Source organism: Streptomyces sp. NPDC060205, from assembly GCF_042728395.1.
Taxonomy (GTDB): domain Bacteria; phylum Actinomycetota; class Actinomycetes; order Streptomycetales; family Streptomycetaceae; genus Streptomyces.
Genome location: NZ_JBHWZP010000037.1, coordinates 12,965 through 29,038, shown reverse-complemented (window position 1 = coordinate 29,038; position 16,074 = coordinate 12,965). Strand labels below are relative to the sequence as shown.

Sequence of the window (16,074 nt, the reverse complement as noted above, 5' to 3'; positions counted from 1 at the left end):
CGGTCAGGTGCCGGTCGGGTTTGCGGTCAGGTGCCGGTGGTGGGCGGCGCGAGCCGTTGCAGGGCGTCCACCGCGAGATTGCGGACCAGCCGGACCTTGTAGCCGTTGTCGCGCAGCGGCTGGGCGGCGGCGAGTTCGAGATCGGCGGCCCGCTCGAACGCGGCCGTCGTCGGCGCCGCGCCCAGCAGCGCCTCTTCGGCGATGCGGGCCCGCCAGGGCCGGTGGGCCACTCCCCCGAAGGCGAGGCCGACCTGCCGGACGACACCGCCCTCCACGTCGAGCACCGCGGCGACGGAGGCGAGGGCGAAGGCGTACGAGGCACGGTCGCGGGCCTTGCGGTAGAGCGAGGGCAGCCCGGCCGTGGCGCCGGGCAGGACCACACCGGTGATCAGCTCGCCGGGGCGAATCACCGTGTCCTGCTCGGGCCGGTCCCCGGGCAGCCGGTGGAACTCCGCCACGGGAACGGTCCGCGGCCCGTCGGCGCCGTGCAGTTCGACCTGCGCGTCCAGGGCGGCCAGCGCCACGGCCATGTCCGACGGATGCGTCGCGATGCAGTGCGGGGAGTGCCCGAGCACCGCGTGATCACGGTGTACGCCGTCCAGGGCGCCGCAACCGGACCCGGGAGCGCGTTTGTTGCAGGGCTGGTCGGTGTCCTGGAAGTACGGGCAGCGGGTGCGCTGGAGCAGATTGCCGCCGGTGGTGGCCGCGTTGCGGAGTTGTCCGGAAGCTCCGGCCAGCAGGGCCTGGGAGAGCGCCGGCCAGCGGTCGCGGACCGTCGGGTGGGCGGCGAGGTCGCTGTTGCGGACCGTGGCGCCGATCCGTACGGATCCGTCGGGCAGTTCGTCCACCGTGTCGAGGGGCAGCCTGCTGACGTCGACCAGCGTGGACGGTTCCTCCACGCCGAGTTTCATCAGGTCCATCAGGTTGGTGCCGCCGCCGAGATAGCGGGCGCCGGGGTGGGCCGCGTACAGCTCGGCGGCCTCCTCGACACTGCCGGCGCGCGCGTAGGCGAGGGGTTTCACCGGATCACGTCCTCGACGGCTCGCACGATGTTCGGATAGGCGCCGCAGCGGCAGAGGTTGCCGCTGAGCCGCTCGCGGATCTCGTCCGGATCGAGCGGCACGGGTTCCCCGGACGGGCTTCCGGGGTCCGTCACGTGCGAGGGGTGCCCGGACTCGGCCTCGGCGATCGCGCCGACGGCGCTGCAGAGCTGTCCCGGTGTGCAGTAGCCGCACTGGAAGGCGTCGCGGTCGATGAAGGCCCGCTGCAGCGGGTGCAGTTCGCCGTCCGTCGGCCGTTCTGCGCCGTCGTCGCGGTCGTCGTCACCGGCGGCGAGTCCCTCCACCGTCGTGATGTCGCAGCCGTCCTGGGCCACGGCGGGCAGCAGACAGCTGTTGAGGCGGCGGCCGTCCACCAGGACCGTGCAGGCGCCGCACTGGCCGTGATCGCAGCCCTTCTTGGCGCCGGTGAGGTGCAGCTGCTCGCGCAGCACGTCCAGCAGGACGGAGCGGTGGTCGACGACGAGCGTGCGCGGCCTGCCGTTCACCCGCAACGTCACCTCGGAGTGGTGGCGATCGGGTGACGAGGGGATGCGTTCCCCGCGAGGGGCGCCGCCGTCCGCGGTCCGGCCGTCCACGGCCGAGCCGTTGGCCGGGCCGCTGCTCAGGCTGTTCTTCGGACTGTTCTTCGGGCTGCCCATGCTGTTCATGACCTTCCGACGGCATACGGAACACGCAGCTCACGTATCCAGGCTGCGGCCCGCCACACGTTCCCGCACGCCGGAACCGTGCCCGGAGGTCCGGCGTGCGGCTCCCTCGCCGTCGCTCCTCGGCGCTCCTCGGCCCCCCCCTCAGCCTTCGTCAGCGGCCGGCCGCCGCCGTGACCGTCGCCGGGTCCTCACCGGTCAGCTCCACGATGCGGTGCGGCGCCACACCCGCGGCCAGCGCCCGTCCGATCAGCTCGTCCCGGCCGTCCGTGATGTCGCGGTACGACAGCAGCTGCTCCTCGACCCGGGCGATCACCTCGGGGCCGGTCCGTGCGCGCACCCGGCTCAGTTCCTCGTCGCTCAGCGGCACCGGCAGCCGCTCCGCGCCCTCGGGGACGGAGCCCGTCTCCTCCGGCGGCAGCAGACGCAGTTCCGGCGCGGTCGCCGTCGTCCCCTGGGCGTCCAGCCATGCCCGTACCGCGGGAGTCTCCATGCAGGCGAGGTCACCGACGGCGGCCGGGGGCACGCCGAGGCGCACGGCCGCGTCGTCCAGCAGGAACAGGTAGGCGTCGTCGGTCATCCTCGGCACCTTCTCAACGGGGACAGGTCGACCTCCCTCTACCCCGCCACTCCCTGATTACCGCCGTCGTTCGGATCGGCCGACGGCCACCCGGCGGTTCACGGCCGCGGTGCCAGGGCGCCCAGCACCCACGGCATGTGCTGCCGCTGGGTGACGATCAGCACGGGTACGCCCTCGTCCTCGCACTCCAGGACCCAGGCACGGCCCCGGAGGTCCGGCGGGGAGGGATCCGACCAGTACGGATGGCGGACGCGCAGCGGGGTCAGGGTGCGCGGCACCGCCCGGCGGTGCGCCACACCCGGGTGGCCCATGGTCGTCGCCAGGAGACCGGCGGCGGCCAGCAGGTGGGTGCCGTGTTCCGCGTAGGGGACCTCGCCCACGATCCGGCCCGGGAAGTGCTGCTCCTCGGTGGGCCGGGTGGGCGGCACGTCGATGGTGTCGTCACCGCGCCGGCGTCGGCGCAGGAGTACGGCGGTCACCGCGCAGACGGCGACCGCGACCGCGGTCGCCTCTGCGACGAGGAGGAGTGCCGCCCCCATGTCGTCGGTGGCCCACGGGGCGCACGCGCCGACGACCGCCAGGCAGACGGCCGCGAGGAAGGGCAGGCCGATGTCCCACGGCTGCGCCCTCCTCGCCACCCGGGCGTGCAGCGCCATCCAGAACCAGCACCAGAGGAAGCCCGTCCCGTAGAGGCCGATCGCGAGGCCCGCGGTGGCGACGACCTTGTAGTCGTCGCGCGGGTCCGCGTGGGTGTACCTGCGCCCGGCGGCGAAGTCGACGTACCGGATCTGCCCACGCCAGTACGTGACCCGGACGGCCGCGCCGGGAGAGGCGACCGGGCTCACCGAGGGACCGCCCCCGAGGGTGGCCCGCCCCTCGGTCCCGTCCGCCTCCACGACGTACAGCCGATACGAGGATGTCCTTCGGCCCCGTACCTCCTCGGTGTGGTCGATGCGCGCGCCCACGGTGCGCAGGCAGTCGTCGGAGGCGCTGTCGTCCGGGGCGCAGCGGGACGCCGTCCTGAAGGCGTGTCCGTCACCGATCGCGGCAGGCGTGCTGATCAGCAGCAGCCATGCGGCCGCCAGCGCGCACACGGCGGCGACGGCCGCGGCGCCGATCAGCTGTCCACGGTTCCTTGAACGCCGTACTACAGGCGGTACTTCAGTCGCTACGCCGGCCGGTACTTCGGTCGGCATTTCGGTCGGTACTTCGGTCCGTACGCGAGTCACCAGCGCATTCTCCTGGGGTGACAGCCGAAAGAACATGAGTGAACTGGGCGCTGCGACGTGCCGGTTGTTGCCGGGATCCGGCAGGTGGGGCCTGAGGCGGGAGAAGTTGAAAGCGCGACCGAATAAGACAAATGCAACTTCTATGAATAAGTCCTCGCATAACGGTCACCCGTAGCTCCGAGAACCGAGAAGAACATGTCTCTCGCAAAGGGGATGGTGGTATGTCTTCCACCGAGTTTCTGACCGACGAGCTCACCGAGGTCCAGGGCGTGGACGTCGAAGCGGCTCTCGACCCGGTCGAGGCCGACGGCTCGTACCGTGACAGTCGTGAATGCGCAGCGCTCGCCCTGACGTCCGGGTCGACATCACTCCTGCTGTCGCCTCCGACTCCGCGGCCGAAGAAGGGCTGACGGGACAGACACATGGAACAGTCAGGCACTTCTACCCGCCTGGCGGACGCAGTGCAGGGCCTGACGTCAGAACTGGTCTCCGCTCTTCGGAGCGGGGGCCCGTTCGGGCTGGCGGGCAGCGTCCCGGGAGCCGGCGGACCGGAGGCGGCCGACGGACTGACCCTCGCCGCCGTACGGGTGGTGGGGGCCGATGCCGTTCTGCCGAACGTCCTGCGCGGCGGACCTCCCGCACCGGACGACCTCGCCGTGTTCAGCGGGGCCGTACACGCCTATCCGCCACCCGCGGACGCGTCGCCCACCTCCGCGTGGAGCCACTGGGCCATGAAACGAACACTTCTGCGACTGGGCGGCACAGCGGACACGTCGTCGCCCGCGTCGTCGGGCACGTCGTCGGACGCGCCTCGTCACGGCACGCCCGGGCACAACGGTTCGGCGGGGCAGGGCGCGGAACCCCGGGCGGCCTGGCTCGACGGCGCCTCATGGCAGTCGCTCACCCATCAACTCGCCGTACTGGCCCCGCTCGCGGTGCCCGGCGGGGACTGCGCGGTGGCCCGCGTGGCCCGTGACCGTCCCGTCGACGTGGCCCGGGGATTCGTCCGGGCCGTCCGTCGCCGCGACTGGCTCCAGGCGGCAGGGGCGGGCCGCTGGCTGGTCCTGCTCGACGGAGTGCCGGACACGCTCGGACTGGAGGCCGGCCTCGCGTTCGTGGCGCAGATGGGCTCCGCCGATCCACGGGTGCAGCTGCAGGTCGAGGCCGCGCGGCTGATGCGGACCGGAGCACCGGTGTGACGGCGCACGACGTGCGAGGGCTCGGTGAGGCCGCGATGGCCTGGGTGTCCGCCCATCGCGGCGAGTTCGCGCTCGGCGACGACGCGCTCGCCGAGCACGCGGATGTGAACTTCACCTGGAAGCCCCTCGGTGAACTGGCCCAGGTGTGCGTCAGTGTCCGCAGACACACCGACGCCGCCGACCCGCTGCACGAGGCCGCCCGCGACCTGCTCGCCTTCGCCTGGCAGCAGACCGGCCGGGGCTCCCTCTTCCTCGAACTGCAGCACCTCGAACCCTTCGCCACGTATCCACTGGAGATCTACGCGGCCTTCGCGTCGGCCGGACTGCGCCACACCGGCTACGAGAAGGCCACCGCGACGGTGGCCCGCACCCGCGGCTGGCAGGTGACCGAGCAGGAACCGAACCGGCGCCTCAGCGTCCTCAACTCCGAGCGCCGCAGCGGCATCCCGCAGCACGCCGAGACGGACCGGGCGCTCGGACGCACCTGGCTGGGCGGTCTGCCGGAGCCCTGGACGTTCGAACGGGCCGCCGGGTACACGCTCACCCATGTGGTCTTCCATCTGACGGACTGGGGCCTGACCCCGCTGGGCATTCCGCCGCAGGTCGCCGACTACCTCCACCAGTGGCTGCCGCCCTGGCTGGACACCTGCCTGGAGGACGGGCAGTGGGACCTGAGCTGCGAACTGCTGGCCGTGGCCGGCAGCCTGCCGGGCCCACCCGACCTCACCATGCTGCGGGATTCCTGGGCGAAGCTCGCCCGGGCTCAGGACCCCTCCGGCGCGGTCCCGGAGGTGGGTTCCGGGCGGGAGGGCCACCCGGTCGCGGACGACTTCGCCGGCTGCTACCACTCGACCCTGATGACGCTCTTCGCCGCCGTACTGACCGATGACCGGCTGCGTGCGCATGCCACGGCCGCAACCGCAGGAACGGGAACGGGAGCGGGAGCGGGGACGGGGACTGACACGGACACAGCGGATGACGACAGCGCGCGCACGAGCAAGCCCTCGGGAAAGGTGCGCGTCTTCGAGCACGCCGTCCACGCGACCCGCGCGGCGCGGCCCGAACAGGGCGGGCAAGGAGTGTCGAGATGACCAGCACCCGCCTCGTCCACACCGTCGGAACCGGCGCCCTGGAGTGGCTGCACGCCCACCGCGACGGGTTCCGGCTGGAGCAGGACGTCGACCCGGAAGTGGGCTTCCTGGAGCGTTTCAAGCCGGTCGGTGAACTGGCCCTCATCTGCAAGGTGTTGTTCCGCGAGGGCGTGGCCGGATCCCGACAGGCCCAGCTGGCACGGCAGTTGCTCGACCACGCCTGGCGCGACACGCTGGACGGCGGCCGGATGCTGGTCCGCGCCCAGCGCATCGAGCCCCTCTCCCCCATCCCCTTCGAGGTCTATCTCCCGTTCAAGGAACTGGGCTACAGCCACCCCGAGGCCGAGCAGGCCTTCCGGCTCAACCAGCGACTGGAGAGCTTCCACGCCTTCGAGCTGCCGCCGACGCGCCGGCTCGGCCTCTCCGCGTTCCAGCGCCGTTTCGGGCTGCCTGCCCGGCCGCCTGAGTCCGAGGTGATCGGCAGGACCTGGCTCGGGCGCACCCCGGAACCCTGGACCGTCGAAGGGCACATCGCCTACGACATCACGCACACCGTCTTCCACCTCACCGACTGGGGCGAGAACCCGGGCGGGATACCGGCTCCGCTCGCCGACTACCTGGCCACCTGGCTGCCGGTCTGGCTGGACGACTGGCTCGACCTGGAACGCTGGGACCTGCTCGGCGAACTGCTCGTCGTCGACGCCTGCCTGCCCCGCCCCACCCTGGACGAGCGGGCCTGGGAAGGCTTCGCCGCCGCCCAGCAGCCCGACGGGGCGATGCCCGCCGTGCGCACGATGCCCGAGGGCACTCCCGAGGAACTGTTCGACCTCGTCTACCACCCGACACTCGTCGCCGCGTTCGCCTCCGTACTGGCCACGTCCCGCGCCCTGACGCAGTTGGCGCACGCACCGGCATGACACCGCGACCCGAACCCTGGCCCGGCATCGCGCCCGGCCTCACGGGTGAACTCCCGTGCCGTCCCGCCCCGAAGCGGCCCCCGGACGGCGGGACCGCAGGGGACCTGCTCGACGACGCCGTCGACGCCGTCGACGCGCCCGATGTCGTCTTCGCCCTCTCCCGCGACGGTCACCGCACGGTGCGCGGCGGAGGCACCGCGCCGCACCCGCCCGTGCCCCGCGAACAGCTGCGCTACGAGATCGGCTCGGCCACCAAGACCTTCACCGGACTGCTCCTGGCCCGGTTGACGCAGTCGGGCGCCCTGTCCGCCGGCGAGCCCGCCGCGACCTGTCTGGACCCGGCCCGGCGCGTCGGGCGGGACCCCGTCACTCTCGCGCACCTGATCACCCACACCTCCGGACTGCCCGCGCTGCCCGCCGACTTCTTCCTCCGGGCCCTGCCCACCTGGCGCACCGACCCGTACGCCGGCTACCCGGACCGGCGCGTGATCGACGCCTTCCTGCGCCACCGGCAGCACCGGCGGCCCGGCGCCCGCTGGCACTACTCCAACTTCGGTGTCGCCGTCCTCGGTCACGCCCTGGCCGCGGCCACCGCGACCCCCTGGGACGACCTGCTCGGCGCGCAGGTGCTGCGGCCCCTCGGACTGAACGGCACCGCCCTGCGTCCCGGCGGCCCGGAGACCGACGCCACGGGCCACCGCAAGGACGGCACAACTGCCGTACCTCCGCTGTCCGTCGGCGGCTTCCAGTCGGCGGGCGCCGTCCGGGCCACCCCGCCCGACCTGCTGACGTTCCTCGAAGCCCACCTGGCACCGTCGGGCCCGTATCCCTCGGGCCGGGCTCCCGCCGACGGCGGTCTGGCCGACGCACTGCGGGCGGTACGCCGTCCGGTCCTGCGGCGCGGGTGGGGGCACCGGCATGTGCACACCGTGGCCTGGTTCCAGCACCCCACCGGCCACGGCCCGATGTACTTCCACTGCGGGGCCACGCTCGGCCAGCAGGCCTTCCTGGGATTCAGGCCCGACACCGGTACGGCACTGGCGGCCGTGTGCACGCGCCGCTTCAGGGCCCGCGACACCTTCGTGGCGACGGCGTACGCCCTGCTGGCCGGTACGTGAGTCACGGCCCCGGCCCGCCGGGCGCACGCGACGGCGCGAGGGCCATGTCCGAAGACAGGCACCTCGCGCCGTCGCGCACTGCGTCCGAGTGACCGTCAGAGGCGCTGCCACAGGGCCGGCGTGAGGCGGGGCTGCCACGCTCCCTGCGCCTGGTGCGTCTGCAGACACTGGTACGAGACTCCGTCGTAGGTCACCCGGGTCCCGGTCTCGTACACCCGGCCCGTGGTCCAGCCGACCGTCTGGCCGTCCTCCGGTGCGGGTGTGCCGCTCTGCGCCGTGGCGGTCCTGAGCGTCAGACCGTACGTGGTGAGCAGCGGGTTGATGGGCTGGTGGAACGTGATGCCGCCGGCCTTGCAGTCGCCGCTGCCCCCGGACGTGACGCCCTGGGCCTGGGTGCCGGACATGTAGGAGCCGCCGGAGTCACCCGGCTCCGCGCACACCGTCGTACGGGTCACTCCGTTGATGTCGCCCTCGGCGTAGCTCACGGTGGTGTCGTGCTGCTCGATCGTGCCGCAGTGCCAGCCGGTGGTGGAGCCGGAGCGGCAGATCGCCGCGCCCACCAGCGCCTGTACGGAGCCGGCGACCTGCACGTTCGTGTCGCCCTCGCCCTTGACGGCGGGTGTGGCGGTCCACTCGCTGTTGACGCTCACCCAGGACATGTCCTTACCCGGGAAGACCGAGGCCTCGAAGGTGCCCTGGGCGACCTTGTTGAAGCCGGTGGTCCTGGCACCCGCCTTCCCGCAGTGCCCGGCGCTGGCGAAGCCCTGCTGCTCCCCCTTGGTCACGGAGAAGCCGACCGAGCAGCGGGCCTTGTCGTCGATGTAGTAGGCGTCGCCGCCCCGGACGTCGTGCAGGGCGCGCGGCCGGTCCGCCGACACCTTGACGTCCACGAGCCGCCGGTCGATCCCGGCGGCCTCGACGAGCTTGTCCGCGGCGGCACGGCTGGTCGCCTGCACGGTCACGAGGTTGGTCCGTACGTCGACGTACCTGACCGGCGTGTCGAGGGACGTGCCGACCGCCGCGGCGTCCAGTTTCGACTTGGCGGTGTTCAGGTCCTTCAGCGCGTTCTTGACGACCTTGGCCTCGGCCCCGTCGGCCTTGATGGCGGCGACCCGGGCGGCGTCGGTGGTGGCGACGGTCAGGCCGGCGGAGGTCGTGCCGTGCACCCAGGCGCCCGCGAAGTGCTTGCCCAGTACGTTCTGGAGCCGGCCGGCGCGGGTGCCCGCCTCGGCCTCGTTCACCAGCCGCGCCTTGGCCTGTGGACCCGTCAGCCGCAGGTCGCGCTGCATGGCGCGCAGGACGACGGCCGAGGGCCGGTCGGCGCCGAGCGTCTGCGCGGAGGACGGCGCCGGCGCGGGTGGCTCGGCGGCCGCGGCCGCGGGCAGCGCGGTGAGCGCGAGTGCGCCGAGCACGGTCAGGGCGGTCCGGGCGGCTCCGCCGGCGTGTCTGGGGACCATCGGGTGACTCCTCGTTCTCGGGATATCTAGGCCTTGCCGACATGGGCTCAGAACATGTCTGCTTTCTGATGGTTCGGCGCTTCGGACGACACGAAGGACCCGCCCGGCGGAGTACCGGATGCCGGGGAGCGCCCTCTGCGGGTACGGACCCCGGCCGTCGGCGCCCGGACGGGTTTCCCGTCACACGGGCTTGAGGCCCGGATCGCCCGCCTCGGTCACGAAGGACGCGGCCGTGGTGACCGGTGCGCCGGGCTTCGTCACGGCGGAGACGGTCCGGTAGTCGGCCCGGGCCTTCGCACGGTCCAGGGCGACCCGTACGTAACCGCGCCGCCCGTTGTAGAACTTCAGGTGCGGGTTGGCCTTGAGATACGTGTCCCAGTTGCCGGGCCGGTCCGCGCCGTCCTTGCCGCTGGCGACCGAGGTGGCGACGATCTCCGTGGCCAGCGTCTTCGACGCCGGGTCGTCGAAGTCCTCCTTGATGTCGAAGGCGTACCCGACGTGCACGTCCCCCGTCATGACGAGCAGGTTGTCGACCCCGGCGGAGTCCGCGCCGTCGAGGACGCGCCGGCGCGAGGCGCGGTAGCCGTCCCAGGCGTCCATCGACGTCCGCGCCTCCGCGCCGAGGTCGAACTTGCGCTGCGAGAAGCACACCTGCTGCGCCATGACGTTCCACAGGTTCTGCGAGGCACGCCAGCCGTCGAGCAGCCACTTCTCCTGCGCCGCGCCCGTGATGGAGCGGGCCGGATCGTCCGTCTCGGGACCGGGGGCGTGCAGTGTGTCCCCGTACGCCTGGTCGGAGCGGTACTGGCGGGTGTCGAGGACGTCGAACTGGGCGAGGGTGCCCCACTGGAGCCGGCGGTAGAGCTGTCCGTCCGGGCCGTTGGGCATCTGGGCGTTGCGCAGGGGCTGGTTCTCCCAGTGCGCCCGGTAGGCCGCCGCGCGCCGCAGCAGGAACTCCTGCGGCGGGTCGTTGTTCTCGCTGATCGCGCCCGCGTAGTTGTTCTCGGTCTCGTGGTCGTCCCAGGTGACGACGAAGGGATGCGCGGCGTGGGCCGCCTGCAGATCCGGATCGCTCTTGTAGAGCGCGTAGCGCAGCCGGTAGTCGTCGAGGGTCTTGGTCTCACGGTTGTAGAGGTCGGGCAGCTTGCGGTCCGTGTAGTTGCGCGCACCGCCCACGGCGTTGACGGCGTACTCGTAGAGGTAGTCGCCGAGGTGGAGGACCACGTCGACGTCGTCCTGCGCCAGATGGCGGTGCACGGTGAAATAGCCGTCGTGGTACGCCTGGCAGGCCACGGCCGCGTAGGTGAGCTTCGCGACGGCGGCCGCGGTGGCGGGCGCCGTGCGGGTACGGCCGGTCTCGCTGATCCAGGTCCCGGTCCTGAACCGGTAGTAGTAGACCCGGCCGGCGTCGAGGCCCTCGACCTCCACGTGCAGGCTGTGGTTGTACTCGGGGAAGGCGATGGCGGTGCCCCTGCGGACCGTCAGCGCGAAGAACTCGTCGGTGGCCACCTCCCACTCGACGGCCACGTACTGCCCGGGCAGACCACCGCCCGGCTCGTACGGGGCGGGCGCGAGCCGGGTCCACAGCAGCACCGAGCCGGGCAGCGGGTCTCCGGAGGCGACGCCGAGCGTGAACGGATCGGTGGGGATCCTCGCCGCGTCCAGTTCCCGGGGGCCTGAGGCACCCCGGGCCGGCAGGTTGGTGCCGAAGGCGAGGGCGGCGGTCGCGGCGGTCACCGAGAGGAACCGGCGGCGGCCGAAATGCCGTGCGGCGGCGCGCACTTCGGGGTCGTGCCGTGACGAGGTGTCCTGCGTCAGCGCTCTGCGACGGCCTGCCGGGGCCATGGAGGCCTCCTCTCGCGGTTGACGACACGCACAACGGACCCACCCGCTGCGTGCGACCAGGTCACGGGGCCGCAGGAAGTGGATCACCGCATGTTAAACAGATAAAGCGCATAAATGCCGCAAGCTTGGAGATGCGGGGCGTCCGCGCCGCACAGGGGGACCGCCCGGCCCTCCGGTCCGTCACCATCCGCTCGCCGTGCCGGACTTGACCGGTCGCGGACCATGGCGCGGGGTACGGCGCGGGGCACGCGCAAGCCCCGCGCGAACACGTACGCGCCGTCGCCCTGACCCTACGGACCGGAACCGTCCGCCGACGGCCTCGCGTCTAGGGCGGAAACAACCGGTATCAACCGGAATCGATCCGACCGCGGGGGACGGACCATGGAACGCCTCAGGACCTTTCTCGGCAAGCACGTGTGGCTGCAAGTCGTGCTGTCGACCCTCATCGCCAGCGCCCTGGTGGTGCTCCTGTTCCCGGAGTCCTCGGTCCTCTCCGCCGTGATCCGCACGGCCCTCATCTCGGTCGCGGTCGTCGCCGTGCTGCTCGCCGCCCGGCGCGAGGAGAGGCGCGCCGTCGGCGGCACGGAGAACCTCGTCACGCTGGAACGCAAGGTGCGCAAGGGTGACGTGCCCGCCGATCCCGCGGAGCGCGACGCCATGCGCGGACTGGTGGACCGGCGTCTGTACCGTTCACGTCACCGCGTTGCGGCCCTCGTCCTCCTCACGGTCGTCCTCGGCGCGGTCACCGCCCTGTCGGCCCTGGCCGGCGAGGAGCGCCAGGCCGTCATCTTCTCGCTGTTCGCCGTCGCCTTCGTCAGCTGGAGCATCGTCAACAGCTCCCGTCAGCATCGGCGCCTGACCACCATGGACGCGGCGCTCAGGAGCGGCGGCCCCGCTCCGGGGCCCGACTGCTCCCAGGCCTAGGCCGAGCCGGGCGCCGCGGCCTCCAGGTCGTCGATGCTGCCGGACATGATGGTCCGCACGTGCTCGCTGATGTGCTCGGCGGGCCAGTCCCACCAGGCGACGGCCAGCAGCCGGGCGACGTCCTCGTCGGCGTACCGGCGCCGCAGGAGCCTGGCCGGGTTGCCGCCGACGATGCCGTAGTCGGGCACGTCGTCGACCACGACGGCCCCGGAGGCGATGATCGCCCCGTGCCCGATCCGGACCCCGGGCATCACCGTGGTCCGGTATCCGAACCACACGTCGTTGCCGACCACGGTGTCGCCCCGGCCGGGCAGCCCGGTGATCAGATCGAAGTGCTCGGCCCAGTCCCCTCCCATGATCGGGAAGGGGAACGTCGAGGGGCCGTCCATCCGGTGGTTGGCCCCGTTCATGATGAACCGCACGCCTTCGCCCAGCGCACAGTACTTACCGATCACCAGCTTCTCCGGCCCGTAGTGATACAGCACATTGCGGGTCTCGAAAGCCGTCGGGTCGTCCGGATCGTCGTAGTAGGAGTACTCCCCCACATCGATCAACGGCGAGGTGACCAGGGGACGCAGCAGCACCACCCGGGGCTGCTCGGGCATCGGATGCAGCACGTCGGGATCGGCGGGAAGGGCCGGCATCACGGATCAACTCCTCATGGATGACTGGTCACATGATCGCAGCCGCCGACGGGACGATGCCGGATGCCCCGCTTTCTCCAAGTCCATGGTCCCGGCATGCCGTGCGGCTCTATGCTTGAAGCCGCGCCGGGGGACGGGGATTGCATGGTGGCACCTGAGGCGTCCCGCGACGCGGATCGGCCGCAAGGTTCGGCACGCGACGAATTCGCACTGGAGCGCTACCGCTACATACTCCAGCAGATTCACGCGGTGAACGAGAATCTCCACCGTTTCCTGGCCATCTATCAGACACTCGCGACCACGTTGGTCACCGCCGTTCTCGCCCTTTTCGTGGGATACCGCGAATGGGGGATCGACGCCGCGACAGCCCGTGGCGGAGTGCTCGGGCTACTCGTCCTCACCACCGTTGTCGCCGCTTTCACCGCGACCCTGATCGTCGTCGGAGCCCTCACGTGGCTGGACTACCGCCATGAGGAGTGCGACCTCACGGACGAGATGGTCGCCCCCGACTTCCGCGCGCGTCCACGCACCCGAAACCTGCTGCGCTGGTACGAGACGTACGTCCTGGCCTTCATCGTCGTCTCGGTACTGCTGATGTGGTTACTGGCCACACTCTTCCTGCTTCCCGCGATGAGGTGAAGTTCTCAGGTGCCGGAATTCGATTTCACCGCGACACCTCTGTGGCAGAAGACCCTCGCTGTACGACCGCGTGGGGACGATCACCGGGTACAGCGTGAACGTCTGCGCGCTTCCTATCTGGCCCTGCGTGAGAACGCGGCCCCGCTGCTCACTGAGAATGCCCGCAGCATGCCCGATTTCACGGTCCACGACATCACGCACGTCGACGCCCTGTGGGAGACGGCCGACATCATCTGCGGTGAACAGGTCACTCTGACACCGGCCGAGGCGTACGTCCTGGGGTGTGCCTTCGTTCTGCACGACGCGGCCATGGGAGCGGCCGCCTACTCCGTGAGCCTGCCTGACGCACTGGGCGAACAACGGTGGCGCGACCTCGTATCGATCACACACTTCCGTAAGAAGGGATGCTGGCCGGACCCGGCGGAGCTGGACACGCCCCCGGCGGAGATCGCGGAGGAATGCCGGGCCATCGCCATCCGGGAGGCCCACGCGGAACAGGCCCGACGGCTGGTGGACCAGCCGTGGCGGTCCACCGCGGGCAACGAGATCCACCTCATCCAGGATCTGCAGCTGCGCGAGTCGTACGGCCCGCTCATCGGCGACCTGGCGGCGAGCCACTGGTGGTCGGTCGACGCACTCGGCTCTCAGTTCCGGCAGGCAAAGGGTTCGCTGACCTGGCAGCCGGTGGAATGGCTCATCGAGCCGCTCAAGCTGGCCTGTGTGCTGCGGCTCGCCGACGCCACTCAGATCGACAGCCGCCGCGCCCCGACGTTCCTGTTCTCGCTCCGCAGGCCCGAGGGCCTCTCGCACGACCACTGGCGGTTCCAGGAACACGTGAGCCGCCCTCATCTGCAGGGCGACCGGGTCACGTACACCTCGCTGCGGCCTTTCGCCCCGCAGGCCGCGTCGGCATGGTGGCTTGCTCTGGACTATCTGCGCCAGGTGGACGATGAGCTGAAGAAGGTCGACGCCCTGCTTCACGACCTCGGGCGTGGACGACTGGCCGCCCGCGCCGTGGCAGGGGTGGACTCCCCGGAGCGTTTCGCCGAGTTGTTCCCCGTGACCGACTGGCGGCCCGTCGACGCCGCGGTGAAAATCTCCAACGTTCCCTCCCTGGTGGAGACCCTTGGCGGTGAACAGCTCTACGGCAAGGAACCGGAGGTAGCGGTCCGTGAGCTGATCCAGAACGCGCAGGACGCCGTCCTGGCCCGCCAGGTGATCGACCCCGACTTCGCGGGCGCCCAGGTCGAGGTGCGGCTGACGCAGACACAGGCTGACTGGTACCTGGAAGTACGTGACAACGGCATCGGCATGGATGAGGAGACCCTCGTCCACGGCCTGCTGGACTTCGGCACCAGCGGCTGGAGTTCCCGCCGTGTCCGAAACAGGCTGCCCGGACTCGCAAGCGGCGGCTTCAAACCGAGAGGCCGGTTCGGTATCGGCTTCTTCTCCGTCTTCATGCTCGGCCACGAGATCGAGCTGACCACCCGGCGCTTCGACGGTTCGACGGCGGACGCCCGCCGTCTCACCTTCGACGGATCAGCGAGACGCCCACTGCTCGCGGCCCTGCCGGCCTCTGTCCGGACGGCTCCCGGCACGCTGATACGTATCCGGCTCAAGGAGGATCCGTACGGCGCCGAGGGCATCCTCCTGCGCACCGACGACGACCACCTCAGCCAGCTCGTGCGCCGGCTCGTCCTGGAGAACATGGTGCCCATCCGGGTCTGGGGACCTGGAGCACTCTCCGCGGAAACCGTCGAGCCCTTCGCCCTGGCCACCGGGTCTCCCGAGGCGGTGTTCGACCGCCTCTACCCCTCTTTCACCCACAGCTGGAAGGTCAATCAGGAGAAGCAACGCCTCCGGCTGCGGGATGCCTTCGTCGAACGCGCCACGGAGCTGTTCGACGACGACCGGCAGCGCATCGGCCTGGCCGCGCTGGGATCCGACCTTCTTTACTGGAGCCAGCTCAATTACCAGGGCATCGTGACCGTCAATGGTTTTCTCGCCGACGAAGCGATCGGCTTCGCGGGGTACCTCGTCGGCCGCCCCGACCGCGCTTCGCGAGACCAGGCCAAACCCGTCGCCGACCATGAACAACTGCGCCGCTGGATACGTGAACAGGAGCAGCGACTGCGCTGCACGGACAACTACACGGACTCACTTCAGCTGGAACTCTCGTTCATCCAGTACCGGGCCCTTCACAGCCTGCCCGACGACGCCGCCTTCGCGATGACCGCCGACGGACTCATAAGGCCTGCCGACGTCAAACGGTGGGCCGCGCAACGGGCCGAGGTGTTCCTTGTCGAGGGAGGCCCGCCGCTGAGTTGGAGAGCCCGTCCGCCCGGAGCCTTCCACTACCTGTCCGGACGCGAGGTACGTCTGGCGGAGGGCTGGGCCATGGTCTGCGTCCACGTCCTGGATCCCAAACTCGCCGACCTCTTCCCAGCCGCCCACGGCCGCGACAGCGCCTACGAATTCGCCCGCCACGACACGACTCTCAGCTGGCAGAAGTTCTGGTGGCGCATCTCCGGCAATGTGCACGGGCTGTTCCTCGAAGCGCTCTGCTCGGCGTGGTCCTGCACCGTGGGTGACCTTCTCGCGCCGATCGAACAACGAGGCTGGTCCGACGTCGCCCATCTGGAGGACGCGACCTTGGGACCCATCTGGGGCTACCACCTACGCCGTCCGCACCAAGCAACCCCGCCTCCGCCACCGACCCCCTGAGC

At 71.0% G+C, this 16,074-nt stretch carries 15 protein-coding genes; 8 read left to right on the top strand and 7 right to left on the bottom strand.

What is annotated here, in order from left to right; genetic code table 11:
• Positions 1-26: 26 nt before the first annotated feature.
• The 4 genes from ACFWGJ_RS09485 to ACFWGJ_RS09470 form a co-directional block, all read right to left on the bottom strand.
• Positions 27-1,022, bottom strand: coding sequence for an FAD binding domain-containing protein (locus tag ACFWGJ_RS09485; protein WP_387322151.1), 996 nt, complete (start codon positions 1,020-1,022; stop codon positions 27-29).
• Positions 1,019-1,699, bottom strand: a complete 681-nt coding sequence (locus tag ACFWGJ_RS09480; protein WP_387322149.1) for a (2Fe-2S)-binding protein — start codon at positions 1,697-1,699, stop codon at positions 1,019-1,021. Before ACFWGJ_RS09480 ends, ACFWGJ_RS09485 begins: the two co-directional genes overlap by 4 nt.
• A gap of 160 nt (positions 1,700-1,859) precedes the next feature.
• A complete protein-coding gene (locus ACFWGJ_RS09475; RefSeq protein WP_387322148.1) occupies positions 1,860-2,285 on the bottom strand; it encodes a DUF6003 family protein in 426 nt (141 codons plus the stop codon).
• A 98-nt stretch (positions 2,286-2,383) separates the two neighbouring features.
• Positions 2,384-3,514 carry a hypothetical protein gene (locus tag ACFWGJ_RS09470; RefSeq protein ID WP_387322147.1) on the bottom strand — a complete coding sequence of 377 codons (1,131 nt, stop codon included), beginning with the start codon at positions 3,512-3,514 and terminating at the stop codon, positions 2,384-2,386.
• Between the two features lie 221 nt (positions 3,515-3,735).
• On the opposite strand from ACFWGJ_RS09470, the gene ACFWGJ_RS09465 reads away from it, so the two are divergent.
• The 5 genes from ACFWGJ_RS09465 to ACFWGJ_RS09445 are packed head-to-tail and all read left to right on the top strand — an operon-like array spanning position 3,736 to position 7,839.
• On the top strand, positions 3,736-3,924 hold the full coding sequence (locus tag ACFWGJ_RS09465) for a hypothetical protein (RefSeq protein ID WP_107014931.1): 189 nt from the start codon (positions 3,736-3,738) through the stop codon (positions 3,922-3,924).
• A gap of 12 nt (positions 3,925-3,936) precedes the next feature.
• Positions 3,937-4,713, top strand: a complete 777-nt coding sequence (locus ACFWGJ_RS09460; protein WP_387322146.1) for a hypothetical protein — start codon at positions 3,937-3,939, stop codon at positions 4,711-4,713.
• A gap of 35 nt (positions 4,714-4,748) precedes the next feature.
• On the top strand, positions 4,749-5,804 hold the full coding sequence (locus tag ACFWGJ_RS09455) for a DUF6895 family protein (RefSeq protein WP_387322183.1): 1,056 nt from the start codon (positions 4,749-4,751) through the stop codon (positions 5,802-5,804).
• Positions 5,801-6,721, top strand: a complete 921-nt coding sequence (locus ACFWGJ_RS09450; protein WP_387322145.1) for a DUF6895 family protein — start codon at positions 5,801-5,803, stop codon at positions 6,719-6,721. The genes ACFWGJ_RS09455 and ACFWGJ_RS09450 overlap by 4 nt, the downstream gene beginning before the upstream one ends.
• Positions 6,718-7,839 (top strand): serine hydrolase domain-containing protein, encoded by a 1,122-nt coding sequence (locus tag ACFWGJ_RS09445; RefSeq protein ID WP_387322144.1) that lies wholly within the window; start codon positions 6,718-6,720, stop codon positions 7,837-7,839. The genes ACFWGJ_RS09450 and ACFWGJ_RS09445 overlap by 4 nt, the downstream gene beginning before the upstream one ends.
• Before the next feature lie 95 nt (positions 7,840-7,934).
• Here the strand turns inward: ACFWGJ_RS09445 and ACFWGJ_RS09440 are convergent, their stop codons facing one another.
• The gene (locus tag ACFWGJ_RS09440) at positions 7,935-9,296 is read right to left on the bottom strand and encodes a carbohydrate-binding protein (RefSeq protein WP_387322143.1); all 1,362 of its coding nucleotides are present in this window, start codon (positions 9,294-9,296) and stop codon (positions 7,935-7,937) included.
• Positions 9,297-9,476: 180 nt separating this feature from the next.
• Positions 9,477-11,141, bottom strand: coding sequence for an alkaline phosphatase D family protein (locus ACFWGJ_RS09435; RefSeq protein ID WP_387322141.1), 1,665 nt, complete (start codon positions 11,139-11,141; stop codon positions 9,477-9,479).
• A 381-nt stretch (positions 11,142-11,522) separates the two neighbouring features.
• Between ACFWGJ_RS09435 and ACFWGJ_RS09430 the strand changes: the two genes are divergently transcribed.
• Complete coding sequence (locus ACFWGJ_RS09430; RefSeq protein WP_387322140.1) at positions 11,523-12,065, top strand: hypothetical protein; 543 nt, start codon at positions 11,523-11,525, stop codon at positions 12,063-12,065.
• On the opposite strand, the gene ACFWGJ_RS09425 is transcribed toward ACFWGJ_RS09430, so the two are convergent.
• Positions 12,062-12,709 (bottom strand): CatB-related O-acetyltransferase, encoded by a 648-nt coding sequence (locus ACFWGJ_RS09425; RefSeq protein WP_387322137.1) that lies wholly within the window; start codon positions 12,707-12,709, stop codon positions 12,062-12,064. The two genes, ACFWGJ_RS09430 and ACFWGJ_RS09425, sit on opposite strands and share 4 nt — an antisense overlap.
• Positions 12,710-12,958: 249 nt before the next feature.
• Here ACFWGJ_RS09425 and ACFWGJ_RS09420 point away from each other — a divergent pair, with 249 nt between their 5' ends.
• Together ACFWGJ_RS09420 and ACFWGJ_RS09415 are read left to right on the top strand one after the other, a co-directional pair.
• A complete protein-coding gene (locus ACFWGJ_RS09420) occupies positions 12,959-13,348 on the top strand; it encodes a hypothetical protein (RefSeq protein ID WP_387322136.1) in 390 nt (129 codons plus the stop codon).
• 168 nt (positions 13,349-13,516) lie between these two features.
• Entirely contained in the window at positions 13,517-16,072 is a 2,556-nt protein-coding gene (locus ACFWGJ_RS09415) for an ATP-binding protein (RefSeq protein WP_387322134.1), read from the top strand.
• Positions 16,073-16,074: the final 2 nt, after the last annotated feature.